The sequence below is a fragment of the Kribbella antiqua genome (assembly GCF_004345665.1).
In the GTDB taxonomy this organism is placed as follows: Bacteria; Actinomycetota; Actinomycetes; order Propionibacteriales; family Kribbellaceae; genus Kribbella; species Kribbella antiqua.
In genome coordinates, this window is the sequence record NZ_SLWR01000013.1 from 1 (window position 1) to 26,812 (window position 26,812).

A 26,812-nucleotide genomic window follows, 5' to 3' on the forward strand; every position below is an offset into this window, starting at 1 on the left:
CACAAGCATGATCGGCTTCTCCACCACAACCCCCTCCCCACGACCGCGCCGCAACCGCCACGGGCGCGGTACTCCATTGTGATGCCCGAGCACCATCTCGTCTCGCGCACGATTGCGTGGGAACTCTCTCGCCCAGATCGTTGTTCAGAGGCTAGACGTACCGCTCGGACAGCCGTGACGCCCGGCGGTCAGAGTCACGCCCAGGCCGACATGACGAGCAGGTGCCAGTCGAGCACTACCCGACCGTCCTGGTCCATGGACTGGGCTCAGAAGCCAGTAGTTCTTGGGATCCGCCTGCTCCGGAATAGGCGAGATTACGAGGTCAGCCGGGACGAACTGAGTCAGTCGGAGGGCTCGGTCTGCGCCTGTAATTGCGCGACGAAGCTGGTATCCCTGAGACGCGACGAAGGCAACAGTGAGACACGTGCCCAGTGCCCCGGTGTCGGCCGAACGGATGACATTTGTCGGCCGATCACCCGCTGTGGAGACTGGCCGCTTCCAAGCACGCTGTCTCTGGGAGTGTTGTGGCGCCGCCATAGATAGCGCCTTGGGCCAGCGAGGCCTGAGCCGTCGATAAGCAGTGCTCGGACGAGAGGGTCGATATGCAGTGCTCGGACGAGAGGAAAGCTGTCCACATGTGGGCCGTCGGGAAGCAGACGACAGTTGATGGGCGCGAGCGCGCCGGCGGCCGAGGCGCACATGATGGCTTCCACACGTGACCCCCAGGCTAAGCCCGCGGCGGCTGAGCCGGCGTCGGTCCTACCCGCGCCGCCGACTACGCCTGCAGCTCACTCGGTTCCTACGAACCAACTGGCGGCCGATCCTGGCCTTCGCCGGTGTGTGCGATCGCGAGTATCCCGGTCACGTTGGTCCTGCGCGAGCCGTAGGTCTGGGTGGACTCGTCGTGGATCGCGATGATCTTGCCGGTCAGCTCGGCGTCGCGCTGGTCGCGGCTCGAGGGCCCGCTGGTGCGGTCGGCGTAGTAGGCGGAACGGGAGACCTGCAGCAACTCACACGCCCGCTTCACGTTGTGGTCGCCTCGCTTCTCCGCCTCGATGAACGGGTAGCAGTTCACCGGGTCTCCTTGGCGAAGAAAGCCGTGGCCCGCTTCAAGATGTCGACGTCCTCGCGCAGCCGGCGGTTCTCTCGTCGCAGCTGCGCGAGTTCTTCTTTCTCGCTCGTGGTCAACCCGCCGTCGCCGGTGCCGGCGTCGCGTTCGGCCTGTTTCAGCCATTCCCGCACCGCGGTCTCGGTCAGGTCGAAGTCCTTCGCGACCTGGCCGACCGACCGGTCGCCGCGCTGGCACAGCTCGACGATCTCGGCCTTGAACTCGGACGTGAACGAACGACGAGGCCGCGGCTTCTTCTTGCCCATGGACTCCATGATGAACATCCTTCCGGAGCACAAGCTCCTGATCTCGGATGTCCGTCAAATCGGGTCAGGCCCACCTCGGGTAGCACGCCGGTTCGCGAACCGACAACAGATCTTGGCGAGGGCAACAGGGCTCTTCGGCGATCTCAAGCACGACGGGATCTCCAGAGCCAGGTGGGGGAGGAACTGTGGCTCGATTACTCGCGGTTGGGGTGGCTTTGGTGTGCCTCGCGGCAGCGTGCACGAGGGACGTGGACGGCGCCGCGCCAGAGTCGAAGGGCTCGGAGCCCACGACGTCAACGACGCCTGCCATCGTTGGGCCTTCGAAAGGTGCTCAATTGAACGAGGGCGGCTTCACTGTCGAGGCCGACGCTGGAGTCAGCGCGACTCCTACAACTCTGACGGCAATCAGGGCGGCGTTGAGTGGGCCCGCGGAACTGATCACTGGGCTGACGCTCAGGGAGTCGATTCAGCTGAAACTCGGAACCGGCCAACCCCTGAAGCCGTTGCTGCCGACCTACACCCTGCCTGAACCGTTGCCGGCCGCGAGCTCCGCTGTGGTGCTTCGAGGTGATCCTTCGGTCGAGGTCGTGACTGTGTTACCCACCAGATTGTCCGCCGACCGCAGAACTCTGACAGCCAGCACAGCGCATCTAAGCATCTTCTCCGTCATCACCAACGCCGTGGAGCCTGCGATCGCCGGGTTCCTGGGCACACATGGAGAGCGACCAGCCTGCGATGGAAGGCCGCCGAACTGGGTCGACGATGCAGTCTTCATCACTCCAGACGGCGACCCGCCTCTGTTGGTCTGCACTGGATCGGACACCAGGAACCGGGACTTGCTTGTCGTGAAGCTGACCAACAATCGCGGAACTGGCATCGCCGTCACGGCGTCGGCCAGATGGCGATGGCAGTGGACAGGCGCCGCAGGTGGAATCAAATCGACAGTCAGCGACCGGTTGTCAAATGTGTCGGATCCTGCGGCGGACCGGACGCTGTACGTGATGCCGGGCCAGCAACTGCACCTCGGTTTCAGTTCCCCTGCTCGCAATCCGACAACCATCACAATGCAGGGGGCTGTGAGCACATCCGCTCTTGGGTACGGCATCGCCTGGCAGGCCGCTGATGAAATCGAGGCGAGGAAGCCGTACCTGAGAACGATGCTCGCCGGAGCATTTACAGCGGTCTGTCTCGTTGACGTCATCGCCGACCCACTCCGTCGCGCCGGCAACGCCGACCTTCTTCCCATCATCTCCGCTCTGGCGAAATGTGGGGTCAGCAACTACGACGACATCTCCACCGCCGCGAGGGCCGCGATCCCACCAGCGGACTGGCCAGCAATCAGCCCCGGATTGAAGTCGGGCATGTCCGCGATATTGCGTCGCCTGAACGCCTACCTGACCCTGGCCTCTGTGTTCTGGGCAGGGGCGGAAGCTGTCGCAGATCTCGCCCAAGACCCCTACGCACGCCGCGTCAGTATCTTTACCAAGACCCCGTCTCCCGATCTCACGATGCACCCTGGGCGCCTCGGTGCACTGCGTGTCGGCATGACCGGCCTGCAAGCGATCAAGACCGGGTACGTCGTCAAAGCACCGACGGACGCGATCTGCGGAATACGCTATGAGTTGGCGCCGCAGGTGCGTCGACTGTTCGGGGACGACGGACGGGGCACAGAGTTTCGCGACCGGCATAACCCCGACGACCTGGACACGATCTGGATCAAGAGCCGTCGGCCGCGCACCCCAGAAGGTGCGGGGTCGGTAGCTCCCTCAAGCAGCTGAGGTCCATCTACGGGGCACGCCTGCTGCCAGTTGGACCGCCCGAGTTGGCTCCTTCGAGCGGCTCGAACTTCGCCGTCTTCGGCGGAGGCGGCGCGGTGGTCTTCGGAGTCACCGAAGCAAGCCCGACGGTCACGTGGATCGAGATTGCCAGTGGGAACAGCCCGGAGACCCTTCAGCGTTCTCCGGGCGAGTGCTGAGTATGCGAAATTTGCCGCCGGTTCGGTGATGGATAGTCGGTGTAGCCAAGTGCGACTCAGTTCCATGTAGCCACCGGAGTCGCCGCCAGCAGCCACGAACCCCAGCTCGATCAACGACGGACCATCGCACACGAACATTACCGACAGAACGCGACCACCCCGCCAACCGCAGCCAACTCAACCGCCGGAACAACGTCCTTGCGGTCGCGGCACGCGGCGATACGAACCGGTGCCGATCCGCCAGCCTCTGATCAATCTTCCACGCAGCCCGATTGCACCAGCGCACCCGAACATCAACGTCTCGCGAGCCCGGACTCGAGGTCATCGGGCAGTGAGGGTGCCCGCCAAGAGTTGGCGGCTTGAGGGATCAGTGGGCGCTCGGGTGGCGGTGGGCGGCGAGGGCGATGGTGGTTGCGCCCCGGAGGGCGACTGTGTACGCGCCTGATGCCGGCAGGACTGGGCACGATAGTTGTTTGGAGAGTTGGTAGGTGATGGCTGGGAGCAGGGCGCCACCACCGGCCAGTAATGGTCCTCTTTCGAGTGCGTCGACGACCTGAGGGCCGCAGTCGTGGCTCAGCAGGTCGGCCATCATGTCGCGGATGTATTCGATGAGGCTGTTGATCGTGATTGACGTGCGAAGGTCGGCCGTGCCGTGGGGTGTACGGCGTGCTTCGATCACGCATCCGTTTGCTAGAACGGCTGCTTCCGTCAGGTGGGCTCCGAGGTCGATGACGAGGAGGGGTTTGACTAGGTCGGTCTTGGCGCCGATGGCCGCCGCCTTAACGCTGTCGATGGTGATGACTGCGCGGGGCTGGAGGATTTCGACCGCCGCAAGGGCTCCGTTCCGATCGGCCTCGGGGCAGAGAACGGGAAGGGTCATTACGAGCGTCTCAGGCTGCTGCAGGGCGGGACTGGTGCGGCAGACCAGAAGGCGATCGAGCATGCGAGCGGTGCCGGCAACGTCTGTGATCCTGCCGCGGGATACGGGATAGCTGATGCCAGCGGGAGACGTCGTCATCGTGGGGGCGTCAACGACCAAACCACGTTGCGAACTCCATGCGCGGGTGCGCAAACTCCCGAGATCGAGCGCGAGAGTGGGGCTGAGCCGGCTCCGTGACCTGAGGAACCCGCTCATCGTTGCGTTCCGAGGAAGTGCTGACACCGTGTGCAGTAGCGCGCTTGGGGGTGGGCGGACAGGAGTTGGAGGCTGATGGTGCGGCCACACCGGCTGCATCCGCCGTACCGCCCCGCTTCCATTCGGGCCAGGGCGGCTTCCGTTTCCGCAAGCGCAGTTTGTGCGGCCACGGTGAGTTGGTGCCGGACCTCGCAATGCGCGGCCACGTCAGGAGTGCAGGTCTTTTCGACGATATCGTTGGTGCCTTGGGCAATTTCGCGGAGTTGTTGACGCCGGAACTGGCGATCTTCGTACAGCCTCGCCCGCAGAACTGTGAGTTCCGCGGGATCGAGGCGATGATTGTCGACTGCAGAGATCTGATGGGTCACCGGAGCTCCTCGACTGTGGCGAACGCATAGCTCGATGGGGAAGACGGGCGCAGGATTGCGGCGTGGTCAACTGGCGCGTTGCTGGCATCTGACGCAGAAGCGCACGTAGGGCAGGATCTCGAGGCGCTCGACGGGGATCGCGGTTTGGCAGCTGTTGCAGGTGCCGTAGGAGCCGTCGGCTAGACGTCGTCCGGCGGCGTCGATCTCTTCGAGCACGCGCTGGATCGCGGCTGTTTGAGCGGCTTGCAAGTCTTCGTCCGCATGCGGCGCGGACTCCTCGATGGCCCTTAGTTGGGCGAGGCGGGAGTTGCGCTCGTGTTCCAGGCGCTGGCGTGCTTCGTGCTTTGTGAGGTGCTGGGCACGGCCTATGTCGGTGGTCATTGAGGTGGGTCCTTTCAAGGGACGATGGCGGGAGGCCGGCGTGCGCGTAGGAGGCATTGCGCACGCCGGCGGCCTGCGTCGCCCGTCTTGAGGCTTGTGAGTTGGTTCTGCCACCACCATCGGAGATGCTGCTCGCCCTGACCATCGGGCCTGACACCCATTTCGGCGAGCTCGGACAGAGGCAGGCAGCGGCTGGCAGATGAGTGTCAGCCCCGATCGACTTGCGGTGCGGCAAGAGGCAGGCTGGAAGGCATGCAACGAGCCATGAGACTGCGGCGATGAAGAAGGGGGTGCTTGCGGTGCCACTGTTCTGGCGCATCTTCGCTCTGAACGCGGTGGTGCTTGCCGCCGCGACAGCATTGTTGCTCTGGGCGCCGGTGACCGTGTCTGTTCCGGTGGTGTTCACTGAGGCCCTGGTGCTGCTGGGCGGATTGGCGGTGATGCTGGTCGCCAACGCCGTACTGCTGCAGGTGGGGTTGGCGCCGTTGGACCGGCTGACTCGCCGGATGGCAACCGTCGATCTGCTACGGCCTGGGCAGCGCCTGCCGGTCGCCCGGCAGGGTGGCGTTTCGCAGTTGATCCGTGCGTTCAACGACATGCTGGCGCGACTGGAGGCAGAACGTGCCGCCAGCAGTACACGTGCGTTGTCTGCCCAGGAGGCGGAGCGGCGACGGATCGCCCAGGAACTTCACGATGAGGTCGGCCAGAGCCTGACCGCCGTACTGCTGGAACTCAAACGCGCGGCCGAGCGGGTGGAGAATGCCGACCTGCGCGCCGACCTGCGCCACGCTCAGGAAACGACCAGGGAGAGCCTGGACGAGGTACGGCGACTGGCGCGCAGGCTGCGGCCGGGTGTGTTGGAAGATCTCGGTCTGGTCAGTGCTTTGACTGCGCTGGCCACCGAACTGTCCACGCACACCGGTCTCGCGATTAGTCACAGTTTCCAGCCCGGTCTACCCGCGTTGGACGAGCAGACTGAGCTGGTGATCTATCGGGTCGCCCAGGAGGGACTGACCAACGTCGCCCGCCACGCCGACGCGACCCACGTCGAGATGAGCCTGCGCCATAGCGATGGAGTTGTCGGCCTCCGGATCCGTGACGACGGCCGCGGCCTGGGCCTGGCCCACGAGGGAGCAGGAATCCGGGGCATGCGGGAGCGTGCCCTGCTGGTCGGCGCCACCCTCGATCTCGGTGCCTCACCGACAGGTGGTGCCGAGGTGAACCTGTTGGTGCCTCTCAACCGGAACGGAGCCTGAGTATGGCTGCGCCGGGCGCGACTCGCATTCTGCTCGCCGACGATCATGCGCTGGTACGCCGAGGAGTGCGGTTAATCCTGGACAGCGAACCGGGCCTGACGGTGGTAGCTGAAGCTGGGGACGGGAAGGAGGCCGTTGATCTCGCCCGGTCCACCGAAATTGATCTGGCGATTCTCGACATCGCGATGCCGCGGATGACCGGCCTGCAGGCAGCGCGTGAACTGTCGGCGCGCTATCCCGACCTGCGGATTCTCATGTTGACGATGTATGACAACGAGCAGTACTTCTTCCAGGCACTCAAGGCCGGCGCGGCAGGGTATGTGCTGAAGTCCGTCGCCGACCGCGACTTGGTGGAGGCCTGCCGCGCCGCGATGCGCGGAGAGCCGTTTCTCTACCCAGGAGCGGTGAACGCACTGATCCGCAACTACCTGAACCGAGCCCGCCTCGGCCAGGCCATCCCGGAGCAGATCCTGACCGCCCGCGAGGAAGAGGTTCTCAAACTCGTGGCCGAGGGGCACTCCTCCAAGGAGATCGCCGAGACCCTGTTCATCAGCATCAAGACGGTCGAGCGGCACCGGGCGAACATGCTCCAAAAACTCGGCCTCCGCGACCGCCTGGAACTCACCCGCTACGCGATCAGGGCAGGCCTGATCGAGCCCTGAACCCACCTTCGCCTACAACGGCTGGCGCCCAATTCAACCGGCATCGCTTGTATCTCCAGATTGCTGCGTGTTCTGCCGATGAGCTTCGATATTCCGCGCCCGGTGTCGCGGGACGGCTGGCCCAGCGGCTGCTCCGGGGGCTTGGTGTCTCAGAACGTCATTTCCTACGAGCGGAGTACCTGATGACGGCCGGCCCGATGACGGGTAAACCGCGCGATCCTCAGTCGGGTCTCCATCGTTGCCGGGTACCGGCAACGATGGAGACCGGCCTTCGCCGAGCGGGCACGTTTTCAGCCCGCCTGCGAGACGGCATCGTTGGGATCGTGCGGACACGCAGGCGCGGGTTTCGCGGCTCCGCGATCCGTGGCGACGAGGAGGTTTCGATGACCGACCTGGATCAGGTGGCACCACCCAACGCAGCACGTGAGCGGCACACTGTCGACTTGCAGCGGTACCGCCGCGAGCTCGAGCAGCAGCGCCGGTTTCGTCTCGATCAGCTCACCGACCTCTCGTACGACGCGCTCTCCGCCTCCGACGATGCTCTGAGTGAGGTGACAGCGATGCTGATGAGAGCCGCCAGAGCTGCCCTGGCGGACATCGACGCTGCTCTCTTCCGGCTCGCGATCGGCCGCTTCGGGACCTGCCAACGCTGCGGTCGCGTCATCTCCGCGGACCGGCTTCAGGCCATCCCGATGGCCAGTCTCTGCCTGCGATGCCAACTCTCAAAGGAGTCGGAGGACCGCCACCCGCATCCCTGGCGCACAGGAACCATTCCTCCGACGTCGCCTGCGCGACCGCTGCGGGACATCGTCGATGTGTGGGGCGAGGATTCGTTCCCCGCTAGCGACCCGCCGGCGAACTGGTGAGTCGGCCCGTGGGGACGACTCAGGCCGGCGACAGCGATCCGATCCACGAGCAGCTGACGCATGTCGGCGCCCACCAGGACCGTGCCTGGTCGGTGACGGCCAGGGTCGGATCCGGTGAACCCGCGGCAAGACGTCACCGTCCGCTGGGCCGTGCGGTGGTTCGGGTCCTCACCACCACCGATCACAAGCTGATCGGCCGCCTGTACCTGATCACGTCATTCGCGTTCTTCCTGATCGGCGGCGTGATGGCGCTGCTGATCCGTGCCGAGCTGGCCCGGCCGGGTCTGCAGATCGTGAACGAAGAGGTGTACAACCAGCTGTTCACGATGCACGGCACGATCATGCTGCTGCTGTTCGCGACGCCGCTGTTCGTCGGCTTCGCGAACGTGATCATGCCGGTGCAGATCGGCGCTCCTGACGTCGCGTTCCCGCGGCTGAACATGTTCAGCTATTGGCTGTTCCTGTTCGGCGGGCTCATCGCATTCAGTGGCTTCTTCACCCCGGGCGGCGCGGCGAGCTTCGGCTGGACGGGCTACGCCCCGCTGTCCAACGCGGTCCGCTCGCCGGGTGTCGGCGGTGACCTGTGGATCATGGGTCTGTGGATGGCCGGTCTGGGCACCATCCTCGGTGCGGTCAACTTCGTCACCACGATCATCACGATGCGTGCGCCGGGTATGACGATGTTCCGGATGCCGATCTTCACTTGGAACATCCTGGTCACGTCGATCATGGTGCTGGTCGCGTTCCCGATCCTGGCCGGCGCGCTGCTGATGCTCGAGGCCGACCGATTGCTGGGGGCTCACGTCTTCGATGCCGCGAACGGCGGGCCGATGCTGTGGCAGCACCTGTTCTGGTTCTTCGGGCATCCCGAGGTCTACATCATCGCGCTGCCGTTCTTCGGCATCATCACCGAGATCCTGCCGGTGTTCAGCCGCAAGTCCGTGTTCGGCTACCTCGGTCTGGTCGGTGCCACGCTGGCGATCGCTGCGTTGTCGATGGCGGTGTGGGCGCACCACATGTTCGTCACCGGCGCGGTGAACCTGCCGTTCTTCTCGTTCATGTCGTTCATGATCGCGGTCCCGACCGGAGTGAAGTTCTTCAACTGGATCGGCACGATGTGGGGCGGGGCGGTGTCGTTCGACACCCCGATGCTGTGGTCGCTCGGGTTCCTGACCACCTTCTTGTTCGGTGGATTGACGGGCGTGATCCTGGCCTCGCCGGCCTTGGACTTCCAGGTCACCGACTCGTACTTCGTGGTGGCGCACTTCCACTACGTGGTGTTCGGCACGGTGGTGTTTGCGATGTTCGCCGGGTTCTACTTCTGGTGGCCGAAGATGACCGGCCGGATGCTGGACGAGCGGCTCGGCAAGCTGCACTTCTGGCTGCTGTTCATCGGCTTCCACACGACGTTCCTGGTGCAGCACTGGCTGGGTGTCGAGGGGATGCCGCGGCGCTACGCGTCGTACGGCGCGAACGAGGGCTTCACCACGCTGAACCAGGTGTCCAGCATCGGTGCCCTCATCCTCGGCGCATCGACCCTCCCGTTCCTCTACAACATCTACAAGTCCCGCAGGACGCCGCTGGTGGGCGTGGACGACCCGTGGGGTTGGGGCCGGTCGCTGGAATGGGCGACCAGCTGCCCGCCGCCGCGTCACAACTTCGAGCGGTTGCCGCGGATTCGCTCCGAAAGCCCAGCCTTCGACAAGCACCACCCGGACGTCTCGCTCACCGAATACCCGGACACCCGAGCCTCTGGGGACAACCTGCTCGACGCCGGCGATGACCAGGGCCGGGTCCAGTATCTCGAGGAGACCGCCGGTATTGAGGCCGAAGGAGACGACACGAGGTGATGACCTACGCCTCGTTCGACCAGCCCGGAAGCGGGCGCCGCTGCCGAGATCCAGGTCCTCGTAAGCTCATGAGTGCAATGTCGGGTTGGGCTCGAGGCAGACACAGCAGTGGCCGGGCTCCGGCTTGAGCCGGGCCTGTAGTTGCGGAGTGTCGAGACCCGCCAGAAGCCCGCTGAGCAGGCAAAGATTCATCTCACAGACCAGCTCGGTGTGCTCCCGGGCCAGCGTGTGGAAGGGGCAGTTGCCGAGCACGATCACGTCATCGTCGGCGCGCGGCTCGAAGCCATGTGCTTCGAGGATGCGCATCACGGCATCGGAACTGGTTCCCGCACTAGCGGCACCTCGGGCAGCGGCCGCGACCTCGTTGCCGAGTTGGCGGGCTCGCCGGTCGAGCGCTGCTCGTGGAGCTTCTCCGGTGGTCTCGGCGTCCTCGATGGCTTCCGCCAGCAGGCGTTCCGCCAGGTCGTAGCGATGTTCGGGCAGGGATACATCGATATGCCGCTCCGAACGGCGGTACAGCTTCGACGGTCGGCCAGCACGCGGGCCCGACCGGCCGGAGCGACGCTCGTAAACGACGTCGAGCAGACCCTCGGCGGCGAGCCGGTCGAGATGGAACGCGGCAGTGGCACGCGGCAGACCCAACGCCGTCGCCGCCTCATCGCGGGTTACCGCGGCTGTCTGCCGTACGACGTGGTCGTAGAGGCGCCGCCGCCGCAGCCGGCAACCGGTGGATACGGATCGGCTTGCGGACACCTCGGTGCCCTTGGCCGCGCACATCATGGTGTAGCGGCGGCGAGTCAGCCGGCCACGAGAAGGCAGATTCCGAGCGCTGCCAAGGTGAGCACCTTGGCTGCCTCGAGACCGACGTAGTACAGGTGCATGCTCGATCGGGGCGGGTGCTGACCGGCGAGGACGCGGTCGGTGCGCCGGTTGAGTTGGGGCCGGATCGCGATGAGCTGTCCGGCCAGGATGATCAGGATCGCTGCTGTGAGAGCCGCTACGGAACCGGTCGGCCGTCCCACGACGATCGCCGCGAGCGCGACCAGCGCCAATGCGATCTCGACGCGGTTGAGCGCCCGGAAGACGATGCGGCCGATGCCGAGCCCAATGGGGATGTCGACACCTGGGGCGCGGAATTTGAGTGGCGCCTCCAGGAAGGAGATCGCGAGCACCATGCCGAGCCAGATGAAGACGGCGGCGGTTGCTACGGCGGCTGGTGCGGCGTTCACTGTTGCTCCTTCTAGATCCGTGACGTTGCATCCGCGCTCGGGGGATCGTGCCGGAGTCCCGGCGTGGTTGCCGATGGCCCCTATGCGGCCGGCCAACCCGTGATTCGCGCGACGAAGTCCGGAGGTGAGGCGACGATCATCATGACGGCGGGTTCGGTTCCAGGGTTGGTCAAGCTGACGCGTCCCCGGTGGCCAGGTGTGCGACGGCGCCAGGGGCGAGTCTGTGCTGCTGGTCGCCTTGGTGAAGCTCGATTGAGCCCGAGACGTGGACCAGGACGATTTCCGAGGGTCCGTGATCGTGTTCGGGCAGGCCGCCACCGGGCGGGATCCATACCTGGACCATCGCGATGTTGCCGGAAGTCTCGGCCGCGACGAGTACTTCCATTGTCGGGCCGCCGGGGACGGGCGCGCGGCGTAGGGGCGTGGTGCCGATCCTGGTCAGGTACATCATGTGCTCCGGGTGCGACGATTGTGCGCCCGGGCGCCCACGCCGGCCGTGCGGGTACGGGAGAGGTGCACGATGCAGGCATCGGGCTCGGCGAACGGCTCGAGACTGGTCGCGGTAATCGGTGCGCGGATCTCGGTGAGGGCACCTCGCATCAGGCCGAGATGCAGCGGGCACAAGGTGGACGAGTACTCCTCCGCGAGTTCCAGGAACGGGCAGTGCCGCAGCCTGATGCGCTTGGCTGCGTCGCCGTCGGGTTCCGGGGCGAAACCGAGGTCGGTCATCATCGCGCTCAGCCGCTGGGTGGCCTCGGCGACGCCAATCTGATGGGACGGGGGGATGTGCTCGACCAGATAGCCGCCCCAGTTGCGGCCCGCGGCCTCGGCCGCGGCGCCGGCATCGGGATTCGTGGACAGCTGACCGAGCAGGATCTTGGCCAGTAGGTGGTACTGACGCCGGCCGCCTCGATCCATCCCGGGATGTGATGTGTACGCAGTCCGCGGCCGTCCTCGCCCTGCCGGTTTCTGGAGCTGGCAGTCGACAAGTCCTTGCGTCACGAGTGCGTCGAGGTGGAAGCGGACCGTGTTGGGGTGGATGCCGAGTTGGTCGGCGAGTTCGGTGACCCCCTGCGGTGCGTCGGCGCCTCGCAGGGCTTCGAGCAGTGCTTGTCGGCGGGGCTGGTCGCCGGCGGTCTGGTCAGTCCTGGTCATAGTGGTCAGCTTGCCTGCTCCTGCGGCGGCAGCGCCGCAATGAGGGGATGGTCGTGGGGCATGGCGCCCACCTTGAAGGCCCCGCCTGGAGAACCGAGCTCGTCGAAGAATCCCGCGTTTGCGGCCTGGTAGTCCTTCCACTGCTCGGGCAGATCGTCCTCGTAGAAGATGGCCTCGACCGGGCATACCGGTTCGCACGCGCCGCAGTCGATGCACTCGTCGGGCTGGATGTAGAGCGAGCGGCCACCTTCGTAGATGCAGTCCACCGGGCATTCCTCGACGCACGCGCGGTCCTTCAGGTCGACGCACGGCAACGCGATCACGTAGGTCACAGCGGACTCCTCACCGGACGCTTGTAATTACTACAAATATCACATGTAATAATCATTGAAAACAGTAACATAAGGAGAGTGGCAGATGCCGGCTTCGGAGATCTTCATTCAGGCGACCGAGACCGACCCGGACGTGATCGCTCGCGGTGCGGTGCGTGAGGCCCACGCGCAGCTGCGGTCCGGCCTGGCGGAGTTGACCACTGTGCAGCCAGTTGCCCAGGGTGCGGAGCCACGGTCTGCGGAGTTGGTGGACTTCTGCCTCCACGAGGTGCGCCGGTACCTATTCACCGCGGAGCGCGACCTGTACGGGCCCGCATCCGGCGATGATGAGACCCGGCTCTTGGTCGACGCTCTGCGGGCCGGGGCCGCGGCACTCGACGCGCAGATCGACCAACTGGCGGCCGCCGACCCGGCCGATGCGGTCAGGCTCGGCGTGATGATCGCGGCGGGCTTGGATCTTCACCTCCGGATCGAGGAATCGGTGTTGCTTCCCGCGCTCGCCGGCCTGCCTGGTGTGGATCCGTCTCTGCTGGCCGCTGACGTGCGGGCCTACCTTGCCGAACAGCCGACGGTCATCGACGTACGGCGAATCGCGCGGGGCGGCCGGCATCCACGCGTATTCGCCCGCTATGCCCGGCTGGCTCCGGGGGAGGCGTTCATCCTGGTCAACAGCCACGACCCCAAGCCGTTGCGCCGGGAGTTCGAAGCCATGCACGCCGGCGCCTTCAGCTGGGACTATTTGCAGGCCGGGCCTGAGGAATGGCGGGTTCGGATCGGCCGGGTTGCCACTGATGCCTGAGGAGTCGCCTGCGGTTCCAGCTGACCTCCTGCCAGAGGGTCCGACGGTGCGGGTCCTGGTCGACGTGCGTGAACTCGTCGACGAGTCGCCCGTACCCTCGGGTGCGCGGTGGACGCTCGCCGAGCCGGGTCGCCAGCTCGACGCTAACCTCATCCATCTACCTGCCGGGCAGCGCGTGGACACCCACACCGAGCGGGACCTGGACGTCGTACTCGTCGTTGTCGCGGGCGGCGGCATCGTCGGTACGCCCGACGGCGAGCAGGTTCTTGCTGGCGGCAACATCGTCTGGTTGCCCCGCGGCTCGACCCGCAACATCACCGCGGGTATCAACGGACTGTCCTACCTGACCATCCATCGGCGCCGTGCCGGGCTGCAGATCAGGAAGCGCCCTGGTCATTAGCTTTGCCCGGCCGCCCAGCCGGCTGGTCGAGCCGATTGGCCCGGGCCGCTAAGGTCAACGTGGCTCCCGCAGCAGCCGGGCCAGCACTGCCGCCTGGCTGTGGTCCACGTCTCTGGTCGCCGTCACCAAGGTCAGGGCATCGCGTTTCGCCAGTGTGCGCAGGTGGTCCAGCGCTGTCCGGGCCGAGGGATTTGCGAGTTCGTCGCGGTAGCGCGCCTCGAACTGCGCGAACTTCTCCGGGACATGGCCGTACCACTTGCGGAGGTCCGTGGACGGCGCGACGTCCTTGACCCACTCATCGATGGCGGCCGCTTCCTTGCGGATCCCGCGGGGCCATACGCGATCGACCAGGACCCGGATGCCGTCCTCGGCCGCGGGCCGATCGTAGATCCTGCGGACCCGGACAGTGTGGCGCGTCATGCTGCACCGTCGGCAGCGTCGCTCCAGTCGGGCACCGCGAGGGCCGTGCCCAGCCGTTGAAGCTCGTCACGGTGCAGCGCACTGAGCCGCGCCAACGCCCGCTCGCCGTGCCGCGTCAACTCCACCCGGACAACTCTGGCGTCCGTCGGATCTGACGCCCTGGTCACGAGATCTTGCGCCTGCGCACGGTTCACGAGTTCCACGACGCTGTGGTGCCGCAACTGGAGGCGGTCGGCCAACTCGGTCAAGGTCGCCCACTCGCGGCCCGGGAACCCCTTCAACGCCAGCAGCAGCTGGTACTGCTGCGGCGTCAGGCCATGACCGCGGACGGCCTGCTCACTGAAGCGCAGGTACCGGCGGATGCCGAATCGGAACCGAGCCAACGCCTCGAAGTCCGCCTTCGTCAGCGGCTCTGCCGCCTGCTCATCGTGCATCGTGTCCGGCTGCATGTGATCACGTCCTCAGTGGTTTCGCCGGGGAGACCCGGCCCTAAATCAAGTATATCGTGTTACGATATACTTGCGCGGGTCGCTCCACAGGGCGCGCGATGCGCCAGGAGGTGTGCCGTGGTTCGTGAAACCGGGGGAGTGCGCGGCCCATACCAGCGATCGCCGTTGTTCTCTTCTTCTCGCCTGGCCGGCCTTCGGTTCATTCGTAGCCGACGAGCCTGACCGGCGACGTCGTGGACTGGTTCGGGTGGGCGGTATTCGGGTTGGTGGCCACTTCTGCGCTGACTGCCGTGATGATCACCGCGCAGCTGACCGGCCTCACCCGGCTGGACCTTCCGCTCGTTCTCGGCACCCTGGTGACGGAGGACCCCGATCGTGCCCGGGCCGCAGGGTTCCTCATCCATCTCGTGGTCGGCCAGGTGTTCGCGCTTGGATACGCGACCGTGTTCGCCCTGCTGCATCGAGCCACCTGGTGGCTGGGCGGGCTGCTCGGCCTTCTGCATGTCGCGGTTGCGCTTATGGTGCTGCTCCCAGTGCTCCCCGGTTTGCATCCCCGAATGGCGTCACACCGCGCCGGACCCGCGAGCAGGGCCGTGCTCGAGCCACCGGGTCTGCTCGCCCTCAACTATGGCGTGCAGACTCCAGCCGTAACAATCGCCGCCCACCTTGTCTACGGTGCCATGCTCGGCCTGCTGCTCCAGGCCCGCTGAGATGAAGCCGATCGCCGACTATGGGCTGCTGGGTGACACCCGCACCGCGGCACTCGTGTCCAGCGACGGCTCACTCGACTGGCTGTGCGCGCCGCGCTTCGACGGCACCCCGGTCTTCGGAGCACTTGTCGGCGGTCCTGACGCAGGCAGATTCCGGTTGGGACCAGCCGCCACCGCCACTGTTGTCGAGCGCAAGTACCGCCTCCACACCGCGACCCTGGAGACCACCTGGGCGACGCCCCGCGGCAAGCTGACACTGACCGAGGCGATGGTGGCCGAGGTAGCCGGACGCCTGTTGCCTGCGACGGTCCTCGTGCGGCGATTGTCCGCCGAGAGCGGCGCCGTCGAGGCTCTGGTCGAGTTCGACCCGCGCCGCGGTCAGGAGCACACCCGGCCGCGCAGCCGACGCCGCGGTCAGGATCTCGTCTGCGAGTGGGGCGCGCTGGCGATGTCGCTGAGCTGCGATGCCGGCCCGGCCATCGAGCCCGGTATGCCGACGCCCTTCACGGTCACCCCTGATCGGCCGGTCACGTTCGTCCTCACCGTCGCGCATCGGGAACCGCTGGTCCATGTTCAGGCTGCCGCCGCCTGGGCGCTTCTCACCGAGGACGAGAGCCGGTGGCGTGCCTGGACGGCTCGGGTCGACCAGGAGCTGCCCTTTCGTGAGGAGGTGCTTCGCAGCCTGCTGACGCTGCGCCTGTTGACGTACTCGCCGTCCGGTGCGCCTGTGGCCGCCCCGACCACCTCGCTACCCGAGCAGCTCGGCGGGGTGCGGAACTGGGACTACCGCTTTGCCTGGCCCCGGGACGCAAGCATCGGGATCGCGGCGTTCCTCGGTGTCGGCATGGTTGAGGAAGCCCGAGGGTTCCTGTGGTGGTTGCTGCACGCGAGCCGCCTGCAACGTCCCCGGCTACCGGTTCTCCTCACCTTGGACGGTCGACAAGCACCCCCAGAACGTGGCCTGCGAAACTGGCCGGGCTACGCCGGCAGTGTCCCGGTCCGGGTGGGCAATGGCGCCGCCCAGCAACATCAACTTGACGGCTACGGATGGGTGCTCGACGCCGCCTGGACCCTCGTGCAGGCGGGTCATCCGTTGTACTCCGAAACGTGGCGCGCGATGCGAGGTTTCGCCGACCTGGTTGCGCGACGGTGGAGTGAGCCGGACGCAGGCATCTGGGAGGTCCGCGGGGACCAGGTCCATCACGTGCATTCCAAGCTGATGGCCTGGCTGGCGCTCGACCGAGCCCTGCGGATCGCCGAGACGCACCGGCTCTCCGACCGTCGGCGGCGCCGCTGGCAGGCCGCCCGCGAGGCGATCCGCATTGAGGTCAAGAAGCTGGGTTTCGACACCAGTATCGGTAGCTACACCAGAAGCTACGGGTCACAAGAGCTGGATGCCGCTGTCCTCATCCTGCCCCGGATCGGACTCGAGGAGCGCGGATCACCGCGGGTCCGCGGGACAGTGGATGCCATCCGCAGCCAACTGAGTGCCACGGGTCCCTTGCTGTACCGATACCCACCGGGGCGTGACGGGCTGCCGGGCACCGAAGGCGCGTTCTTGCCCTGTTCCTTCTGGCTGGTTGACGCGCTGGCGCTTGATGACCGCCGGTGCGAGGCCGTCGACCTGTTCACCGAACTGCTGGACCGCGCCAGTCCGTTGGGCCTGTACGCCGAAGAGCTGGACCCCAAGACCGGCGAACAACTCGGCAACTACCCGCAGGCGCTGACACACGCCGCCCTCATCCAGGCTGCTCTCGCGCTCCGGGACCTCCCGCCTGTCTCGTGACGTGCCTGCCAGACAGTAAGGTCCGGAACTTCGCATCCGCCCAACTGCCCTGAGCAGGGCACCCCGGTCGTCGAACCCGCACCCCAAGGCGTCGCGCCGCGCCACAAACGTTCGGTTGAGAACGACCCTTTCGGGCCAGCTGCACCATTGCCGGTTCCCGGCAATCAACGAGATGCGACCTTCGCCGAAGGTGCCAATACCCGGCGAAGCGACGTAACGGCAGTGTCAGAGGTACCCGATCACGCATCCGGGAGTGTGCCATGCAATCCCTTGTTGCTACCCGAAGTGAGCTGCTGGACCGCCGGCGGCGGGCGGCCTTCGTCGCTCAAGGCCGCGATCTGCTCAAAGACAAACGAACCGCGCTGGTGCGGGAGTTCCGCCACCACCAGACCGAGCTCCTGGACGGACTGGAACGGCTGCGGACCCTCGCAGTTCAAGCCCGGCAGCACCTCGACGAGGCCACCGCCGTGCGTGGCCCGGAGACACTCGCATCGGGAGCGCTGGCCGCCGCGACAGGGATCGGCGCGGAGCTGCGGTCTCGGACTGTGGCCGGTGTTCATGTGTTCGACCTGCGCCACGACCCTGTCCGCCGCAACGCAGGCACCCGCGGCTGGGCACCCGCCCTGGCCTCGGCCCACCTCGACACCGTCGCACTGGCCTACGAGGAGCAACTCGAGTGGCTGCTAGATCTGTGTGCGGTCGAGTTGAGCGTGCGCCGGCTGGCCACGGAGATCGCCCGGACCACCACGCAGGTCAATGCCTTGGACAACATCGTGCTCCCTCAGTTGCACGACGAGGCGCGCCGGATCGCGCTCACGCTGGACGAGCGCGAACGCGAGGAGCACGCCCGGCTCAGACGCGCCCGGACCCGCCGGGCCTCCCGCGATGCGACCAGCGACAGGCTCGACCGCAGTCGGAGCGCGGCATGAGCCGCGGGCACGATGACAGCGACACGGTCGCCCAGGCGACGCCGCACGAGTTGGTACGCGAGCTTGAGAACTCGATCGCCGCCCGGCTGGCCGCGGCGAACCGGGCCGGCGATGAGGTGGCACTAGCTCAAGTGCAGGCGGATCACCTCATCGCCGAGGCCGAAGGGCAGGCGGCGGAGGAGGCGCGGCAACGGACAGCCGCGATCCTGTCCGCCGCCCGCGCCGAGGCCGCGCGGTTGACCGAAGCCGGCGTCCGCCGCGCAGCCGAGTTGACCGCGGTCGCCACCCGGCGCCGTGACCAGGACGTCGCCACTGTCGTCGCCGCGGTGCTGCCGCAACAGATACGGTCATCGCTGGACGAGGTGAGCCGACCATGATGGTCCGCCTCACGCAGCTCGAGGTCGTCGGGCTTCGGCCGCGCCTGGACGACGCCCTGACAGCCTTGCAGGAACTGCGGCTGGCCGAGGTGGTGGCCATCGTCGATCCCGGCGAGACCCCGCCCGACCTGGCGGATCTCATCGCCCGCGCTGACGCCATGCTCGAGCTCGTCGACCAGTCCGCGACCGGCACCGTGCTCAGCGACACCGCCCTACAGGCCACCCTCGACCACCTCGAACCCCAGGTGGCAAAGCTGCTGGCCGAAGAAGAGGAACTTCGCGCCGAGGTCGAGGCACTGCCCCGATCCATCGATGCCCTCGACGCGCTGCAGCCGCTCGTACCCGAACTAGGCCGGCTGGATGACCGGCAGCTGGCGAACCTTGGCCTGGCCAGTATGGCGCTGGTCCTCGACGACCCGGACCTGCGCGTCGTCCCCGAGCTGACCCGGCAACTCGCCGAACTGCTCGGCCGAGGACACCTGATGGTCACCTCCGCCGCGATGCCCGGCAGCCCGGTCGGCTGTCTGTTGGTTCTTCGCCGCGGTGACCTGCCCGACGTCCACGCGCTGCTCGGCACGGAGAGGATCGTCGAGGTAGGTGTCCCGGCTGCCTACGCTGGCAAGTCGCTGCGCGCGACTGTCGAGGCGATGCGGGACCGACTCGCCGCTTTGCCTGGCGAAGGTGACCGCGTCCAGGCCGAGCTGGCCGCCACGGTCAATCCGGTCGCGGGGTCGCTGCAGGCGACCATCGCCGCGTTGCGGGCTCGCGCTGAGCGAGCTGTGGCGGCCACGCAGGCTGACCTGTCGTCTCGCACGTTCGTTCTCAGGCTGTGGGTCCCGGCCAAACAGACCGTGAGGGTCGAGCAGGCGCTGACCGCCCGGCTCGGCCAGTCCGTCGCTGTCGAGCGCCTCGACACCGGTGAATCGGTCGAGGACCAACCGGTGCTGCTGCGGAACCGGCCCGGCTGGCAGCCGTTTCAGCAGTTGGTCGGGCTGTTGTCCTGGCCGGCGCGCGGCGACCTGGACCCGACGGGTCTGACGGCGCTGGTGTTGCCGATCTTCTTCGGCGTCATGGTTGGAGACGTCGTTTACGGCGCACTGCTGCTGGCGGCCGCGTGGTGGCTCAGATCGCACTGGGCGAAGAAGAGCACCATCGGCGAGGTCGGCCGGGTGATGATGCTCGGCGGAGCCTGGACGGTCCTGTTCGGGGTTCTGTACGGCGAAGCACTCGGCAGCCTGGGCCACAGCATCGGCATGCCGGCGCTGTGGTTCTACCGAGGCGGCCCGACCGCCCTTCAGCCGTTGCTGCTGTTCGCCTTGGCCATCGGCCTCGTCCATGTCGCCTTGGGGTTGCTGCTGGGCGTATGGACGGCCGCCCGCGGACATCACCGTCGGCATCTGGCCTCGAAACTAGGAACCCTTCTGGTGCTGGCCGGGCTGTTCGGGTTGGCCGGTGTCACCGCCGCGGGCTTCCCCGCACAGGTATTGACTCCTGCGGTTGCCGCGCTCGTCGTCGGTGTCGTCGTGGCCTGCGTGTCCCAGGGCGCCCTCGGACTGCTGCTGGGCCCGCTCGATCTGCTCGGTGCCCTCGGCAACGTCTTGTCGTACCTGCGGCTGGCGGCGGTCGGGCTCGCTTCGACGTACCTGGCCGAGGTCGCCAACCAGCTCGGCGCCCGTGGACCGCTGCTGCTCGGACTCCTCGTGGCCACCTTGTTCCATGCGCTGAATCTCGCCTTGGCGGCGTTCAGCCCGACGATCCAGGCACTTCGGCTGCACTACGTCGAGTTCTACGGGCAGTTCTACGAGGGCGGCGGCCGGCTCTTCGCACCTCTCGGCGGTTCTGTTGCCCCGAGCCCCGAGTCCGAGGGCGTCGCTGCGCTGCCTACCCCCGCCATCAACGCACCCGAGCCGGTCCCGGCCGGGTCATCTGTCTGAAAGGACGAACATCATGGAACTCGGACTGATCGCCCTCGCCGCCGGCCTCGCCGTCGGCCTGTCCGCACTGGCTACCGGCTACGCCCAGGCGCGGATCGGGGCCGCGGCTATGGGCGCGGTAGCGGAGAAACCTGAACTGACCGGCCGCGCGATCCTGCTGGTCGCCATCCCGGAGACGCTGGTCATCCTCGGGTTCGCGGTCTCGGCGATGATCATCCTGCTCCTCGGCGGCAAGTGATGGCGCTGCGCGATCTGCTCACCGCGCTGGAGGAAGAAGGCGCAGCAGAGCACGAGCGGGCTCAGCAGGACAGGCGCCGGCAAGCAGCTCAGCTTCTTGTCGATGCCCAGGAGCGGGCCGACAAGATCCATCAGGACGTCGTGGCAGCGGCCGAAACCGCGGCCCGGCAGGAGGCCGAGGATCTGTTGGTCACCGCGCGGTTCAGCGCCCGCCGGGCCGTCCGCACCGCGCGCGACGACGCATTGGAGGAGGACCTCGGCCAGGTACGCGAGCAACTGCTCGCCGTGCCCGGCAGCCCGGACGGCCCGACGATGGCAGCCGCCTGCCTGCACGAAGCCGTCGCGGCGATGCCGCAGGCCACAACGGTGCACGTTCACCCGGCCGACGCCGCGACGCTGAGGCGCGAAACCACGGTCCCGATCGTCGCCGACCTCGAACACGGCGGCGCCATCGCCGAGGACGACCAGGGCCGCTACGTCGACAACACCTACCTCACCCGGCTGGCGAACACCTGGCCGGGGATCCGTGCCGGACTGAGCAGCTCCTGGAATCAGGACTCATGACGCCCCGGGCCGACTTCATCGCCGGCAACACCCGACTCAGAGCGAGGCTGTCCGCGTTGCTCGGCCCAGTCGACTACGACCAACTCGCCGGCGTCTCCCGCGAGGCGGTCGCCGAACGGCTCGCCGGGTCGATCTACCGTCCCTATCTGAACCGCGACCAAGCAGGCGACCGCCAACTCCTCGAAGCAGCCGGGCACCGACTGCGGGACCTGCTGCGCGGAGTGCGTGGACTGTACGGCGGCACGGCCGGCACCGCGGTTGGGGTGCTGCTGGCCCGGCACGACCTGCACGACACACTTGCGCTGCTGCGGGGAGCACGCACCGGACAGCCGGTCGCCGTCCGGCTCGCGGCGGTGATGGGTGTTGGTGCGCTCGACCAGCAAACCGCCGCCGATATCGCCGCAGCACCGGACGGCGCAACAGCCGTCCTGCGCCTGACCACACACCGGCTCCCCGACCCGCTGACCGCCCGGGCACTGCCGGCGGCCTGGGAGCACTACGAGCTACACGGCGACCCAGACGAGTTCGAGACCACCATCGCGGCAGCCGCGATCGACGGCTGGACCGACCGTCTGGAATGGGTCGGCCGTGCCGCATGCCCCGTCCTGGAGGTTGTCCAAGCCGGGTGCGACCGGGCCAACCTTCTCGCCGTACTGCGCGACCCAGCGCTGGAGATGCCGCGGCTCCTCCCCACCGGACTGGTGCCCGAATCGGCGTTGCTGGCCGCCCGACGAGGCGACCCGCAGCCGGCGGTGGCGGCCCGCCCCGGCTGGCGGCAACCTCTCGAACGGCACCTCCGCGACGAAGACCTCACCGCGCTCGAATGGAACCTGGACGTCGCCGTGTGGCGCCAGACCGTGCGCGGCCTGCGACGCGGCGACCCCCTCGGTGCGCACATCCCCGTCGGCTACGTGCTGGCCGCCGAATGCGAGGCGCGCACTGTCCGGCTCCTCCTCGCCGGCCTCGCCCCCCGCTACGACCTCCGAGACCTGCTTGTCCGATGACCACGACACAGACCGGAAGGACCAGCCATGAGTGACGCGCTCGTCATCGCAACCCCCATGACCGCCATCGGCTACCTCCTCGGCGGCGCACGGACGGTCACGGCCGTCGATGCCAACGAGACCATCGCCGCCGTCGCCGCAGCAATCGCGGACCGCCGGGCCGCTGTCGTCGCCGTCCACGGAGCACTCTGGTCAGCCGTCGCACCGCAGGTTCGCGCCGCCTGGGCCAAGCAGACCAGCCCACTCATCCTCAGCCTCCCGGACGAGGACGGCGACGTCTCCGCAGCCAACGACGCGGCGCTCCGCGACCTGCTGGCCCGCGCGGTTGGCTATCAGATCACCTTCACGCCAAGCGGAGGCACCCCATGACCACGACAGACCCAGCGTCACGGGAGTCCTGGAGTGGAAACAGGCGTGTGGCCACCGACAGCGGACGAGTGGTGAGGATCTCCGGCCCCGTCGTCAGCGCCACCGGCCTGCCCCACACCCGCCTGTTCGACGTGGTCCGGGTCGGCGTCGAACAACTCCTCGGAGAGGTCATCAAGATCGACGGCGACCTGGTGGTCACGCAGGTCTTCGAGAACACCACCGGACTACAGGTCGGCGAACCGGTCGAGGCGACCGGCGAACCCCTGTACGCCGAACTCGGCCCCGGACTCCTCGGCGCGATCCTCGACGGCACCCAACGACCGCTGCAGAATCTCAGCACGGACGGCGCCCTGTACATCGCCAGAGGCGCAGACCCGCCCCGCCTGGACCGCGACCTCCGCTGGGACTTCCGGCCCGCCGTCGATGTCGGGGACCGGGTCGGACCCGGTGATCTTCTCGGATCGGTCCCGGAGGGGCGCGCCATCGAGCATCGGATCCTGGTGCCAACAGGCGTCAGTGGGGTGGTCACCTCAGTCCGGCCCGAGCCGTCCACCATCCTCGATCCTGTCGTCGACGTCGATGGGCACCCGGTGGCGATGCTGCGTCGGTGGCCGTTACGCCGGGCCCGCCCGGTCGCGAACCGGCTGCCGCTCACCGTGCCGCTGATCACCGGCCAGCGGGTCCTCGACCTGCTCTTCCCGGTCGCCCGCGGCGGAAGCGCCATCATCCCCGGCGGTTTCGGGACCGGCAAGACCGTGCTGGAACAGGCCCTCGCCAAGTTCTCCACCGCCGACATCGTCGTCTACGTCGGTTGCGGCGAACGCGGCAACGAACTGACCGAGGTGCTCGAGGAGTTCCCCGAGCTGTCCGATCCGCGCACCGGCGCCCCGCTGATGGAGCGCACCGTGCTGATCGCGAACACGTCCAACATGCCGGTCGCGGCCCGGGAAGCCAGCATCTACAGCGGGATCACGATCGCAGAGTACTACCGGGACCAGGGCTACGACGTCGCCATGATGGCCGACTCGACCAGCCGGTGGGGCGAGGCATTGCGCGAGGTGTCGAGCCGACTGGAGGAGATGCCGGCCGAGGACGGCTACCCGGCCTACCTGGCCACACGACTGGCCGGCTTCTACGAACGGGCCGGCGCGGTGACATGCCTCGGTACACCGGAACGCACCGGCGCGGTGACGATCGTCGGCGCCGTTTCACCGGCTGGCGGGGATTTCTCCGAGCCGATCACCCAGAACAGCCTGCGACTCGCCGGTTGCTTCTGGGCGCTCGACACGGCGCTGTCCCGGCAACGTCACTTCCCGGCCGTGAACTGGCTGCGCAGTTTCTCGCAGTACGGCCTCGACGAATGGTTCGACCGAGAGATCGGCTCGGACTGGTCGCCGCTGCGCCGGTGGGCATCAGCAGCGCTGCAAGACGAAGGCGCCTTGCAGGAGGTGGTATCGCTGCTCGGCGTCGAAGCGCTGGCCGCCGAGCAACGGATCACCCTGCGCATCGGGCAAGCCTTGCGAGAAGACCTGCTCCAACAGTCCTCGTTCGACGACCTCGACGCCTCCTGTCCACCCCAACGGTTGCTGGCCATGCTGCGCGTCATCCACGAGACCGGCGCCGCGATGCGCTCAGCACACCAGCGGGGCGTCGCCATCACCGCGATCACCTCCGCGGCCGTGCTGACCGAGCTCGGCCGGATGCGCCGCTGGCCCCCTGACCACGTCGACGACTCTGCAACCCGCCTCATCCAGCGGATAGCCGAAGAAATGAGCTCGCTGTGACCACCACCGCAGCCCACCCCGCCTTCACCGTCGGGCACCGCACCGTGACCCGGGTCGCCGGGCCCCTCCTCGTCGTGGACGGGATGGACGGCGTCGGGTATGGCGAACTGGTCGAGGTCGAAACCGGCGACGGCCCGGTCCGCGAAGGCCAGGTGCTCGAGCTCGACGGGTCAACGGCGATCGTCCAGGTCTTCGGCGGAACCGTCGGCATCGGACGCAGGGAAACCTCCGTTCTCACCCGCGGCCGCGCAGCCCGGACCGGCGTGGGCACCGACTACTTCGGCCGTGTCCTCGACGGAGCCGGCAGGCCGCGCGACGGCGGCCCGCAACCAGTCCCGGACGACTACCGCCACGTCAACGGCCTGCCGCTCAACCCGATCACCCGTGCCCATCCCGACCAGTTCATCGAAACCGGTGTCTCGGCGATCGACGGACTCATCACGCTCGTCCGAGGCCAGAAACTGCCGATCTTCTCCGGCGCCGGGCTCCCCGCGAACAGCCTCGCTGCCCGGATCGCGGCCCAGGCACGCGTGCCCGGCGACGACGCCGAGGTCGTCGTCGTCTTCGCCGCCATGGGCGTGACTCGCCGGGAGGCGGAGTTCTTCCGCACCGAGTTCCTGACCGGGGGCGCCGCCGCCCGCAGCGTCCTCCTGCTCAACCTGGCCGACGATCCCACCATCGAACGGCTGATGACCCCGCGGGTCGCGCTCACAATGGCCGAATACCTGGCCTTCGAACAGCAACGGCACGTCCTGGTCGTGATGACCGACATGACCGCCTACTGCGAAGCGCTGCGCGAGATCTCCGCCGCCCGGGAGGAGATGCCGGGCCGCCGCGGCTACCCCGGCTACATGTACACCGACCTGGCCTCACTGTACGAACGGGCCGGCCGAGTCCGCGGCGGCACCGGATCACTGACCCAACTGATGATCCTCACCATGCCCGACGACGACATCACCCACCCGATCCCAGACCTCACCGGCTACATCACCGAAGGCCAGATCGTGCTGTCGCGTGAGCTTGACCGGCAAGGCATCGAACCACCGATCGACGTGCTGCCGTCGCTGTCCCGACTGATGAATGCGGGCATCGGCGCCGGCAAGACCCGTGACGATCACCGCGGCCTGGCGGACCAGCTGTACGCCTGCTACGCCCGGGGGCGGGAGGTCCGCCGGTTGATGTCGATCGTCGGCGAGAGCGGCCTGCCCGTAGAGGACCGGCGCTATCTTGCCTTCGCGGCGGCCTTCGAACGCACGTACCTCGACCAGGGACCAGATCGCCGTACTCTGGCCGGCACCCTTGAGGTGGGGTGGCAACTACTGTCGCCGTTCCCGGCTGCCGAGCTGAAGCGCGTCAGCGCTGAACAATTGGCGCGTCACCACCACGAGGCAAGCGCGACAGCGACCGATGATTGATGGACGTTCCCCCACTTGTCTGGACCCTGACGATCCTCGGGATCCTTGCCCTGCTGCTCTTCGACTTCTTCTTCCACGTACGCACCGCTCACACCCCGACCCTCGGCGAGGCAGCAATCTGGTCAGCCGTCTACGTGGGCATCGCCGTCTTGTTCGGCGTCGGCGTCTGGCTCCTGGGCGGCGCGGCGCTGGGCAGCGAATACTTCGCCGGCTACATCACGGAGAAGGCCTTGTCGGTCGACAACCTCTTCGTGTTCCTCATCATCATGGCCAGCTTCAAAGTCCCGCGCGCCGACCAGCAGAAGGCGCTGCTCTTCGGCATCGTCTTCTCCCTCCTTGCACGCACCGCCTTCATCTTCCTCGGCGCCGCACTCGTCAACTCCTATGCCTTCGTGTTCTACATCTTCGGACTGATCCTGCTTGTCACCGCCGGCCAAATGCTCCAACCCGGGGCCACGAAGGGCCGCTCGGCGAACAACGTCATCGTCCGCCTCGCCAAAAGGTTCCTGCGGACCTCTGAGACCTACGACGGCGACAGACTGTTCACTATCGACCAGGGCCGCCGCGTGATGACGCCGATGCTGCTGGTCATGGTGGCCATCGGCGGGACCGACGTCCTGTTCGCGCTGGACTCCATCCCCGCGATCTTCGGCCTCACCCAGAGTGTCTTCATCGTGTTCACCGCCACCGCGTTCTCCCTGCTGGGGCTGCGGCAGCTGTACTTCCTCATCGACGGTCTACTGGACCGCCTCATCTACCTGTCCTACGGCCTCGCCGCGATCCTGGCTTTCATCGGGGTCAAGCTCATCCTGCACGCTTTGCACGAGAACAACCTCCCGTTCGTCAACGACGCGCAGCCCGTCCACGTCCCCGAAATCAGCACAGGCGTTTCGTTGAGTGTGATCGCCGGCGTCCTGATCATCACCGTCATCGCTTCGCTGGCCGGCGTCAGGCTCCTGGCCGCGCGGGCCGAGCGCCACGCCGGCGGATCTCGCGGCAAGGGGTCGAAGACCGACCCCGCCGGCGGCGACTGACACCCAACAAGACCGCGG

General features: G+C 67.2%; 31 protein-coding genes. 19 read left to right on the forward strand and 12 right to left on the reverse strand.

Annotated elements, in window-relative coordinates; genetic code table 11:
* Positions 1 to 799 precede the first annotated feature (799 nt).
* Together EV646_RS31730 and EV646_RS31735 are read right to left on the reverse strand one after the other, a co-directional pair.
* On the reverse strand, positions 800 to 1,075 hold the full coding sequence (locus tag EV646_RS31730; protein WP_132155209.1) for a hypothetical protein: 276 nt from the start codon (positions 1,073 to 1,075) through the stop codon (positions 800 to 802).
* A complete protein-coding gene (locus tag EV646_RS31735; protein WP_132155211.1) occupies positions 1,072 to 1,383 on the reverse strand; it encodes a transposase in 312 nt (103 codons plus the stop codon). Before EV646_RS31735 ends, EV646_RS31730 begins: the two co-directional genes overlap by 4 nt.
* 326 nt (positions 1,384 to 1,709) lie before the next feature.
* On the opposite strand from EV646_RS31735, the gene EV646_RS31740 reads away from it, so the two are divergent.
* Positions 1,710 to 3,152, forward strand: coding sequence for a hypothetical protein (locus EV646_RS31740; protein WP_132155213.1), 1,443 nt, complete (start codon positions 1,710 to 1,712; stop codon positions 3,150 to 3,152).
* A 564-nt stretch (positions 3,153 to 3,716) separates the two neighbouring features.
* Here the strand turns inward: EV646_RS31740 and EV646_RS31745 are convergent.
* The 3 genes from EV646_RS31745 to EV646_RS31755 all read right to left on the reverse strand — a co-directional run bounded on the left by EV646_RS31745 (position 3,717) and on the right by EV646_RS31755 (position 5,233).
* A complete protein-coding gene (locus EV646_RS31745; RefSeq protein ID WP_199237307.1) occupies positions 3,717 to 4,367 on the reverse strand; it encodes a rod shape-determining protein in 651 nt (216 codons plus the stop codon).
* A gap of 113 nt (positions 4,368 to 4,480) precedes the next feature.
* Positions 4,481 to 4,852, reverse strand: a complete 372-nt coding sequence (locus EV646_RS31750; RefSeq protein ID WP_132155217.1) for a TraR/DksA C4-type zinc finger protein — start codon at positions 4,850 to 4,852, stop codon at positions 4,481 to 4,483.
* Between the two features lie 66 nt (positions 4,853 to 4,918).
* On the reverse strand, positions 4,919 to 5,233 hold the full coding sequence (locus tag EV646_RS31755) for a TraR/DksA family transcriptional regulator (protein ID WP_132155219.1): 315 nt from the start codon (positions 5,231 to 5,233) through the stop codon (positions 4,919 to 4,921).
* Positions 5,234 to 5,511: 278 nt separating this feature from the next.
* Between EV646_RS31755 and EV646_RS31760 the strand changes: the two genes are divergently transcribed.
* The 4 genes from EV646_RS31760 (at position 5,512) to ctaD (ending at position 9,867) form a co-directional block, all read left to right on the forward strand.
* Positions 5,512 to 6,489 (forward strand): HAMP domain-containing sensor histidine kinase, encoded by a 978-nt coding sequence (locus tag EV646_RS31760; RefSeq protein ID WP_241996458.1) that lies wholly within the window; start codon positions 5,512 to 5,514, stop codon positions 6,487 to 6,489.
* Positions 6,490 to 6,491: 2 nt separating this feature from the next.
* A complete protein-coding gene (locus EV646_RS31765; protein WP_132155221.1) occupies positions 6,492 to 7,151 on the forward strand; it encodes a response regulator in 660 nt (219 codons plus the stop codon).
* Positions 7,152 to 7,534: 383 nt separating this feature from the next.
* Positions 7,535 to 8,017 (forward strand): TraR/DksA family transcriptional regulator, encoded by a 483-nt coding sequence (locus tag EV646_RS31770; protein ID WP_158291065.1) that lies wholly within the window; start codon positions 7,535 to 7,537, stop codon positions 8,015 to 8,017.
* 143 nt (positions 8,018 to 8,160) lie between these two features.
* On the forward strand, positions 8,161 to 9,867 hold the full coding sequence (ctaD, locus tag EV646_RS31775; RefSeq protein WP_241996470.1) for an aa3-type cytochrome oxidase subunit I: 1,707 nt from the start codon (positions 8,161 to 8,163) through the stop codon (positions 9,865 to 9,867).
* 66 nt (positions 9,868 to 9,933) lie between these two features.
* Here the strand turns inward: ctaD and EV646_RS31780 are convergent, their stop codons facing one another.
* From EV646_RS31780 to fdxA, 5 genes are all read right to left on the reverse strand, one after another.
* Entirely contained in the window at positions 9,934 to 10,620 is a 687-nt protein-coding gene (locus EV646_RS31780) for a helix-turn-helix transcriptional regulator (protein WP_132155225.1), read from the reverse strand.
* Between the two features lie 44 nt (positions 10,621 to 10,664).
* A complete protein-coding gene (locus EV646_RS31785; protein WP_132155227.1) occupies positions 10,665 to 11,096 on the reverse strand; it encodes a hypothetical protein in 432 nt (143 codons plus the stop codon).
* A gap of 169 nt (positions 11,097 to 11,265) precedes the next feature.
* Positions 11,266 to 11,544, reverse strand: a complete 279-nt coding sequence (locus EV646_RS31790) for a cupin domain-containing protein (protein ID WP_199237308.1) — start codon at positions 11,542 to 11,544, stop codon at positions 11,266 to 11,268.
* Complete coding sequence (locus EV646_RS31795) at positions 11,544 to 12,251, reverse strand: helix-turn-helix transcriptional regulator (protein ID WP_132155229.1); 708 nt, start codon at positions 12,249 to 12,251, stop codon at positions 11,544 to 11,546. The genes EV646_RS31790 and EV646_RS31795 overlap by 1 nt, the downstream gene beginning before the upstream one ends.
* A gap of 5 nt (positions 12,252 to 12,256) precedes the next feature.
* Entirely contained in the window at positions 12,257 to 12,583 is a 327-nt protein-coding gene (gene fdxA, locus EV646_RS31800; RefSeq protein WP_132155231.1) for a ferredoxin, read from the reverse strand.
* Between the two features lie 85 nt (positions 12,584 to 12,668).
* Between fdxA and EV646_RS40390 the strand changes: the two genes are divergently transcribed.
* Both EV646_RS40390 and EV646_RS31810 read left to right on the forward strand, forming a co-directional pair.
* Positions 12,669 to 13,382, forward strand: a complete 714-nt coding sequence (locus EV646_RS40390; protein WP_132155233.1) for a DUF2249 domain-containing protein — start codon at positions 12,669 to 12,671, stop codon at positions 13,380 to 13,382.
* Positions 13,383 to 13,428: 46 nt separating this feature from the next.
* Entirely contained in the window at positions 13,429 to 13,782 is a 354-nt protein-coding gene (locus tag EV646_RS31810; protein ID WP_199237309.1) for a hypothetical protein, read from the forward strand.
* A gap of 54 nt (positions 13,783 to 13,836) precedes the next feature.
* Here EV646_RS31810 and EV646_RS31815 read toward each other — a convergent pair whose 3' ends face one another.
* The gene (locus EV646_RS31815; protein WP_132155237.1) at positions 13,837 to 14,202 is read right to left on the reverse strand and encodes a DUF488 domain-containing protein; all 366 of its coding nucleotides are present in this window, start codon (positions 14,200 to 14,202) and stop codon (positions 13,837 to 13,839) included.
* The gene (locus EV646_RS31820; protein WP_199237310.1) at positions 14,199 to 14,651 is read right to left on the reverse strand and encodes a MarR family winged helix-turn-helix transcriptional regulator; all 453 of its coding nucleotides are present in this window, start codon (positions 14,649 to 14,651) and stop codon (positions 14,199 to 14,201) included. Before EV646_RS31820 ends, EV646_RS31815 begins: the two co-directional genes overlap by 4 nt.
* Before the next feature lie 293 nt (positions 14,652 to 14,944).
* Here EV646_RS31820 and EV646_RS31825 point away from each other — a divergent pair, with 293 nt between their 5' ends.
* From EV646_RS31825 to EV646_RS31880, 12 genes are all read left to right on the forward strand, one after another.
* Entirely contained in the window at positions 14,945 to 15,361 is a 417-nt protein-coding gene (locus EV646_RS31825) for a hypothetical protein (RefSeq protein ID WP_241996459.1), read from the forward strand.
* Between the two features lies 1 nt (position 15,362).
* Positions 15,363 to 17,147, forward strand: a complete 1,785-nt coding sequence (locus EV646_RS31830) for a glycoside hydrolase family 15 protein (protein WP_132155241.1) — start codon at positions 15,363 to 15,365, stop codon at positions 17,145 to 17,147.
* Between the two features lie 260 nt (positions 17,148 to 17,407).
* A complete protein-coding gene (locus EV646_RS31835; RefSeq protein WP_132155243.1) occupies positions 17,408 to 18,076 on the forward strand; it encodes a V-type ATP synthase subunit D in 669 nt (222 codons plus the stop codon).
* Complete coding sequence (locus EV646_RS31840) at positions 18,073 to 18,453, forward strand: hypothetical protein (RefSeq protein WP_132155245.1); 381 nt, start codon at positions 18,073 to 18,075, stop codon at positions 18,451 to 18,453. Before EV646_RS31835 ends, EV646_RS31840 begins: the two co-directional genes overlap by 4 nt.
* Positions 18,450 to 20,387 (forward strand): V-type ATPase 116kDa subunit family protein, encoded by a 1,938-nt coding sequence (locus EV646_RS31845; RefSeq protein WP_132155247.1) that lies wholly within the window; start codon positions 18,450 to 18,452, stop codon positions 20,385 to 20,387. The genes EV646_RS31840 and EV646_RS31845 overlap by 4 nt, the downstream gene beginning before the upstream one ends.
* Positions 20,388 to 20,400: 13 nt before the next feature.
* Positions 20,401 to 20,625 (forward strand): ATPase, encoded by a 225-nt coding sequence (locus EV646_RS31850; protein WP_130383213.1) that lies wholly within the window; start codon positions 20,401 to 20,403, stop codon positions 20,623 to 20,625.
* Positions 20,625 to 21,188 carry a V-type ATP synthase subunit E gene (locus EV646_RS31855; protein WP_132155249.1) on the forward strand — a complete coding sequence of 188 codons (564 nt, stop codon included), beginning with the start codon at positions 20,625 to 20,627 and terminating at the stop codon, positions 21,186 to 21,188. The genes EV646_RS31850 and EV646_RS31855 overlap by 1 nt, the downstream gene beginning before the upstream one ends.
* The gene (locus EV646_RS31860) at positions 21,185 to 22,192 is read left to right on the forward strand and encodes a V0D/AC39 family V-type ATPase subunit (protein WP_132155251.1); all 1,008 of its coding nucleotides are present in this window, start codon (positions 21,185 to 21,187) and stop codon (positions 22,190 to 22,192) included. Before EV646_RS31855 ends, EV646_RS31860 begins: the two co-directional genes overlap by 4 nt.
* Positions 22,193 to 22,219: 27 nt before the next feature.
* The gene (locus EV646_RS31865) at positions 22,220 to 22,561 is read left to right on the forward strand and encodes a V-type ATP synthase subunit F (protein WP_132155253.1); all 342 of its coding nucleotides are present in this window, start codon (positions 22,220 to 22,222) and stop codon (positions 22,559 to 22,561) included.
* Entirely contained in the window at positions 22,558 to 24,345 is a 1,788-nt protein-coding gene (locus EV646_RS31870) for a V-type ATP synthase subunit A (RefSeq protein WP_132155255.1), read from the forward strand. The genes EV646_RS31865 and EV646_RS31870 overlap by 4 nt, the downstream gene beginning before the upstream one ends.
* Positions 24,342 to 25,760 carry a V-type ATP synthase subunit B gene (locus EV646_RS31875; protein WP_132155257.1) on the forward strand — a complete coding sequence of 473 codons (1,419 nt, stop codon included), beginning with the start codon at positions 24,342 to 24,344 and terminating at the stop codon, positions 25,758 to 25,760. Before EV646_RS31870 ends, EV646_RS31875 begins: the two co-directional genes overlap by 4 nt.
* A complete protein-coding gene (locus EV646_RS31880) occupies positions 25,760 to 26,794 on the forward strand; it encodes a TerC family protein (protein WP_132155259.1) in 1,035 nt (344 codons plus the stop codon). The genes EV646_RS31875 and EV646_RS31880 overlap by 1 nt, the downstream gene beginning before the upstream one ends.
* Positions 26,795 to 26,812: the final 18 nt, after the last annotated feature.

Bases quoted from the DNA above. Each gene is read 5' to 3' on its own strand.
- EV646_RS31735 (WP_132155211.1), bottom strand. From the start codon at position 1,383: ATGGAGTCCATGGGCAAGAAGAAGCCGCGGCCTCGTCGTTCGTTCACG.
- EV646_RS31745 (WP_199237307.1), bottom strand. From the start codon at position 4,367: ATGACGACGTCTCCCGCTGGCATCAGCTATCCCGTATCCCGCGGCAGG.
- EV646_RS31755 (WP_132155219.1), bottom strand. From the start codon at position 5,233: ATGACCACCGACATAGGCCGTGCCCAGCACCTCACAAAGCACGAAGCA.
- EV646_RS31760 (WP_241996458.1), top strand. From the start codon at position 5,512: ATGAAGAAGGGGGTGCTTGCGGTGCCACTGTTCTGGCGCATCTTCGCT.
- EV646_RS31765 (WP_132155221.1), top strand. From the start codon at position 6,492: ATGGCTGCGCCGGGCGCGACTCGCATTCTGCTCGCCGACGATCATGCG.
- EV646_RS31770 (WP_158291065.1), top strand. From the start codon at position 7,535: ATGACCGACCTGGATCAGGTGGCACCACCCAACGCAGCACGTGAGCGG.
- EV646_RS31790 (WP_199237308.1), bottom strand. From the start codon at position 11,544: ATGTACCTGACCAGGATCGGCACCACGCCCCTACGCCGCGCGCCCGTC.
- EV646_RS31795 (WP_132155229.1), bottom strand. From the start codon at position 12,251: ATGACCAGGACTGACCAGACCGCCGGCGACCAGCCCCGCCGACAAGCA.
- EV646_RS40390 (WP_132155233.1), top strand. From the start codon at position 12,669: ATGCCGGCTTCGGAGATCTTCATTCAGGCGACCGAGACCGACCCGGAC.
- EV646_RS31815 (WP_132155237.1), bottom strand. From the start codon at position 14,202: ATGACGCGCCACACTGTCCGGGTCCGCAGGATCTACGATCGGCCCGCG.
- EV646_RS31820 (WP_199237310.1), bottom strand. From the start codon at position 14,651: ATGCAGCCGGACACGATGCACGATGAGCAGGCGGCAGAGCCGCTGACG.
- EV646_RS31825 (WP_241996459.1), top strand. From the start codon at position 14,945: ATGATCACCGCGCAGCTGACCGGCCTCACCCGGCTGGACCTTCCGCTC.
- EV646_RS31830 (WP_132155241.1), top strand. From the start codon at position 15,363: ATGAAGCCGATCGCCGACTATGGGCTGCTGGGTGACACCCGCACCGCG.
- EV646_RS31835 (WP_132155243.1), top strand. From the start codon at position 17,408: ATGCAATCCCTTGTTGCTACCCGAAGTGAGCTGCTGGACCGCCGGCGG.
- EV646_RS31840 (WP_132155245.1), top strand. From the start codon at position 18,073: ATGAGCCGCGGGCACGATGACAGCGACACGGTCGCCCAGGCGACGCCG.
- EV646_RS31845 (WP_132155247.1), top strand. From the start codon at position 18,450: ATGATGGTCCGCCTCACGCAGCTCGAGGTCGTCGGGCTTCGGCCGCGC.
- EV646_RS31850 (WP_130383213.1), top strand. From the start codon at position 20,401: ATGGAACTCGGACTGATCGCCCTCGCCGCCGGCCTCGCCGTCGGCCTG.
- EV646_RS31855 (WP_132155249.1), top strand. From the start codon at position 20,625: ATGGCGCTGCGCGATCTGCTCACCGCGCTGGAGGAAGAAGGCGCAGCA.
- EV646_RS31860 (WP_132155251.1), top strand. From the start codon at position 21,185: ATGACGCCCCGGGCCGACTTCATCGCCGGCAACACCCGACTCAGAGCG.
- EV646_RS31865 (WP_132155253.1), top strand. From the start codon at position 22,220: ATGAGTGACGCGCTCGTCATCGCAACCCCCATGACCGCCATCGGCTAC.
- EV646_RS31870 (WP_132155255.1), top strand. From the start codon at position 22,558: ATGACCACGACAGACCCAGCGTCACGGGAGTCCTGGAGTGGAAACAGG.
- EV646_RS31880 (WP_132155259.1), top strand. From the start codon at position 25,760: ATGGACGTTCCCCCACTTGTCTGGACCCTGACGATCCTCGGGATCCTT.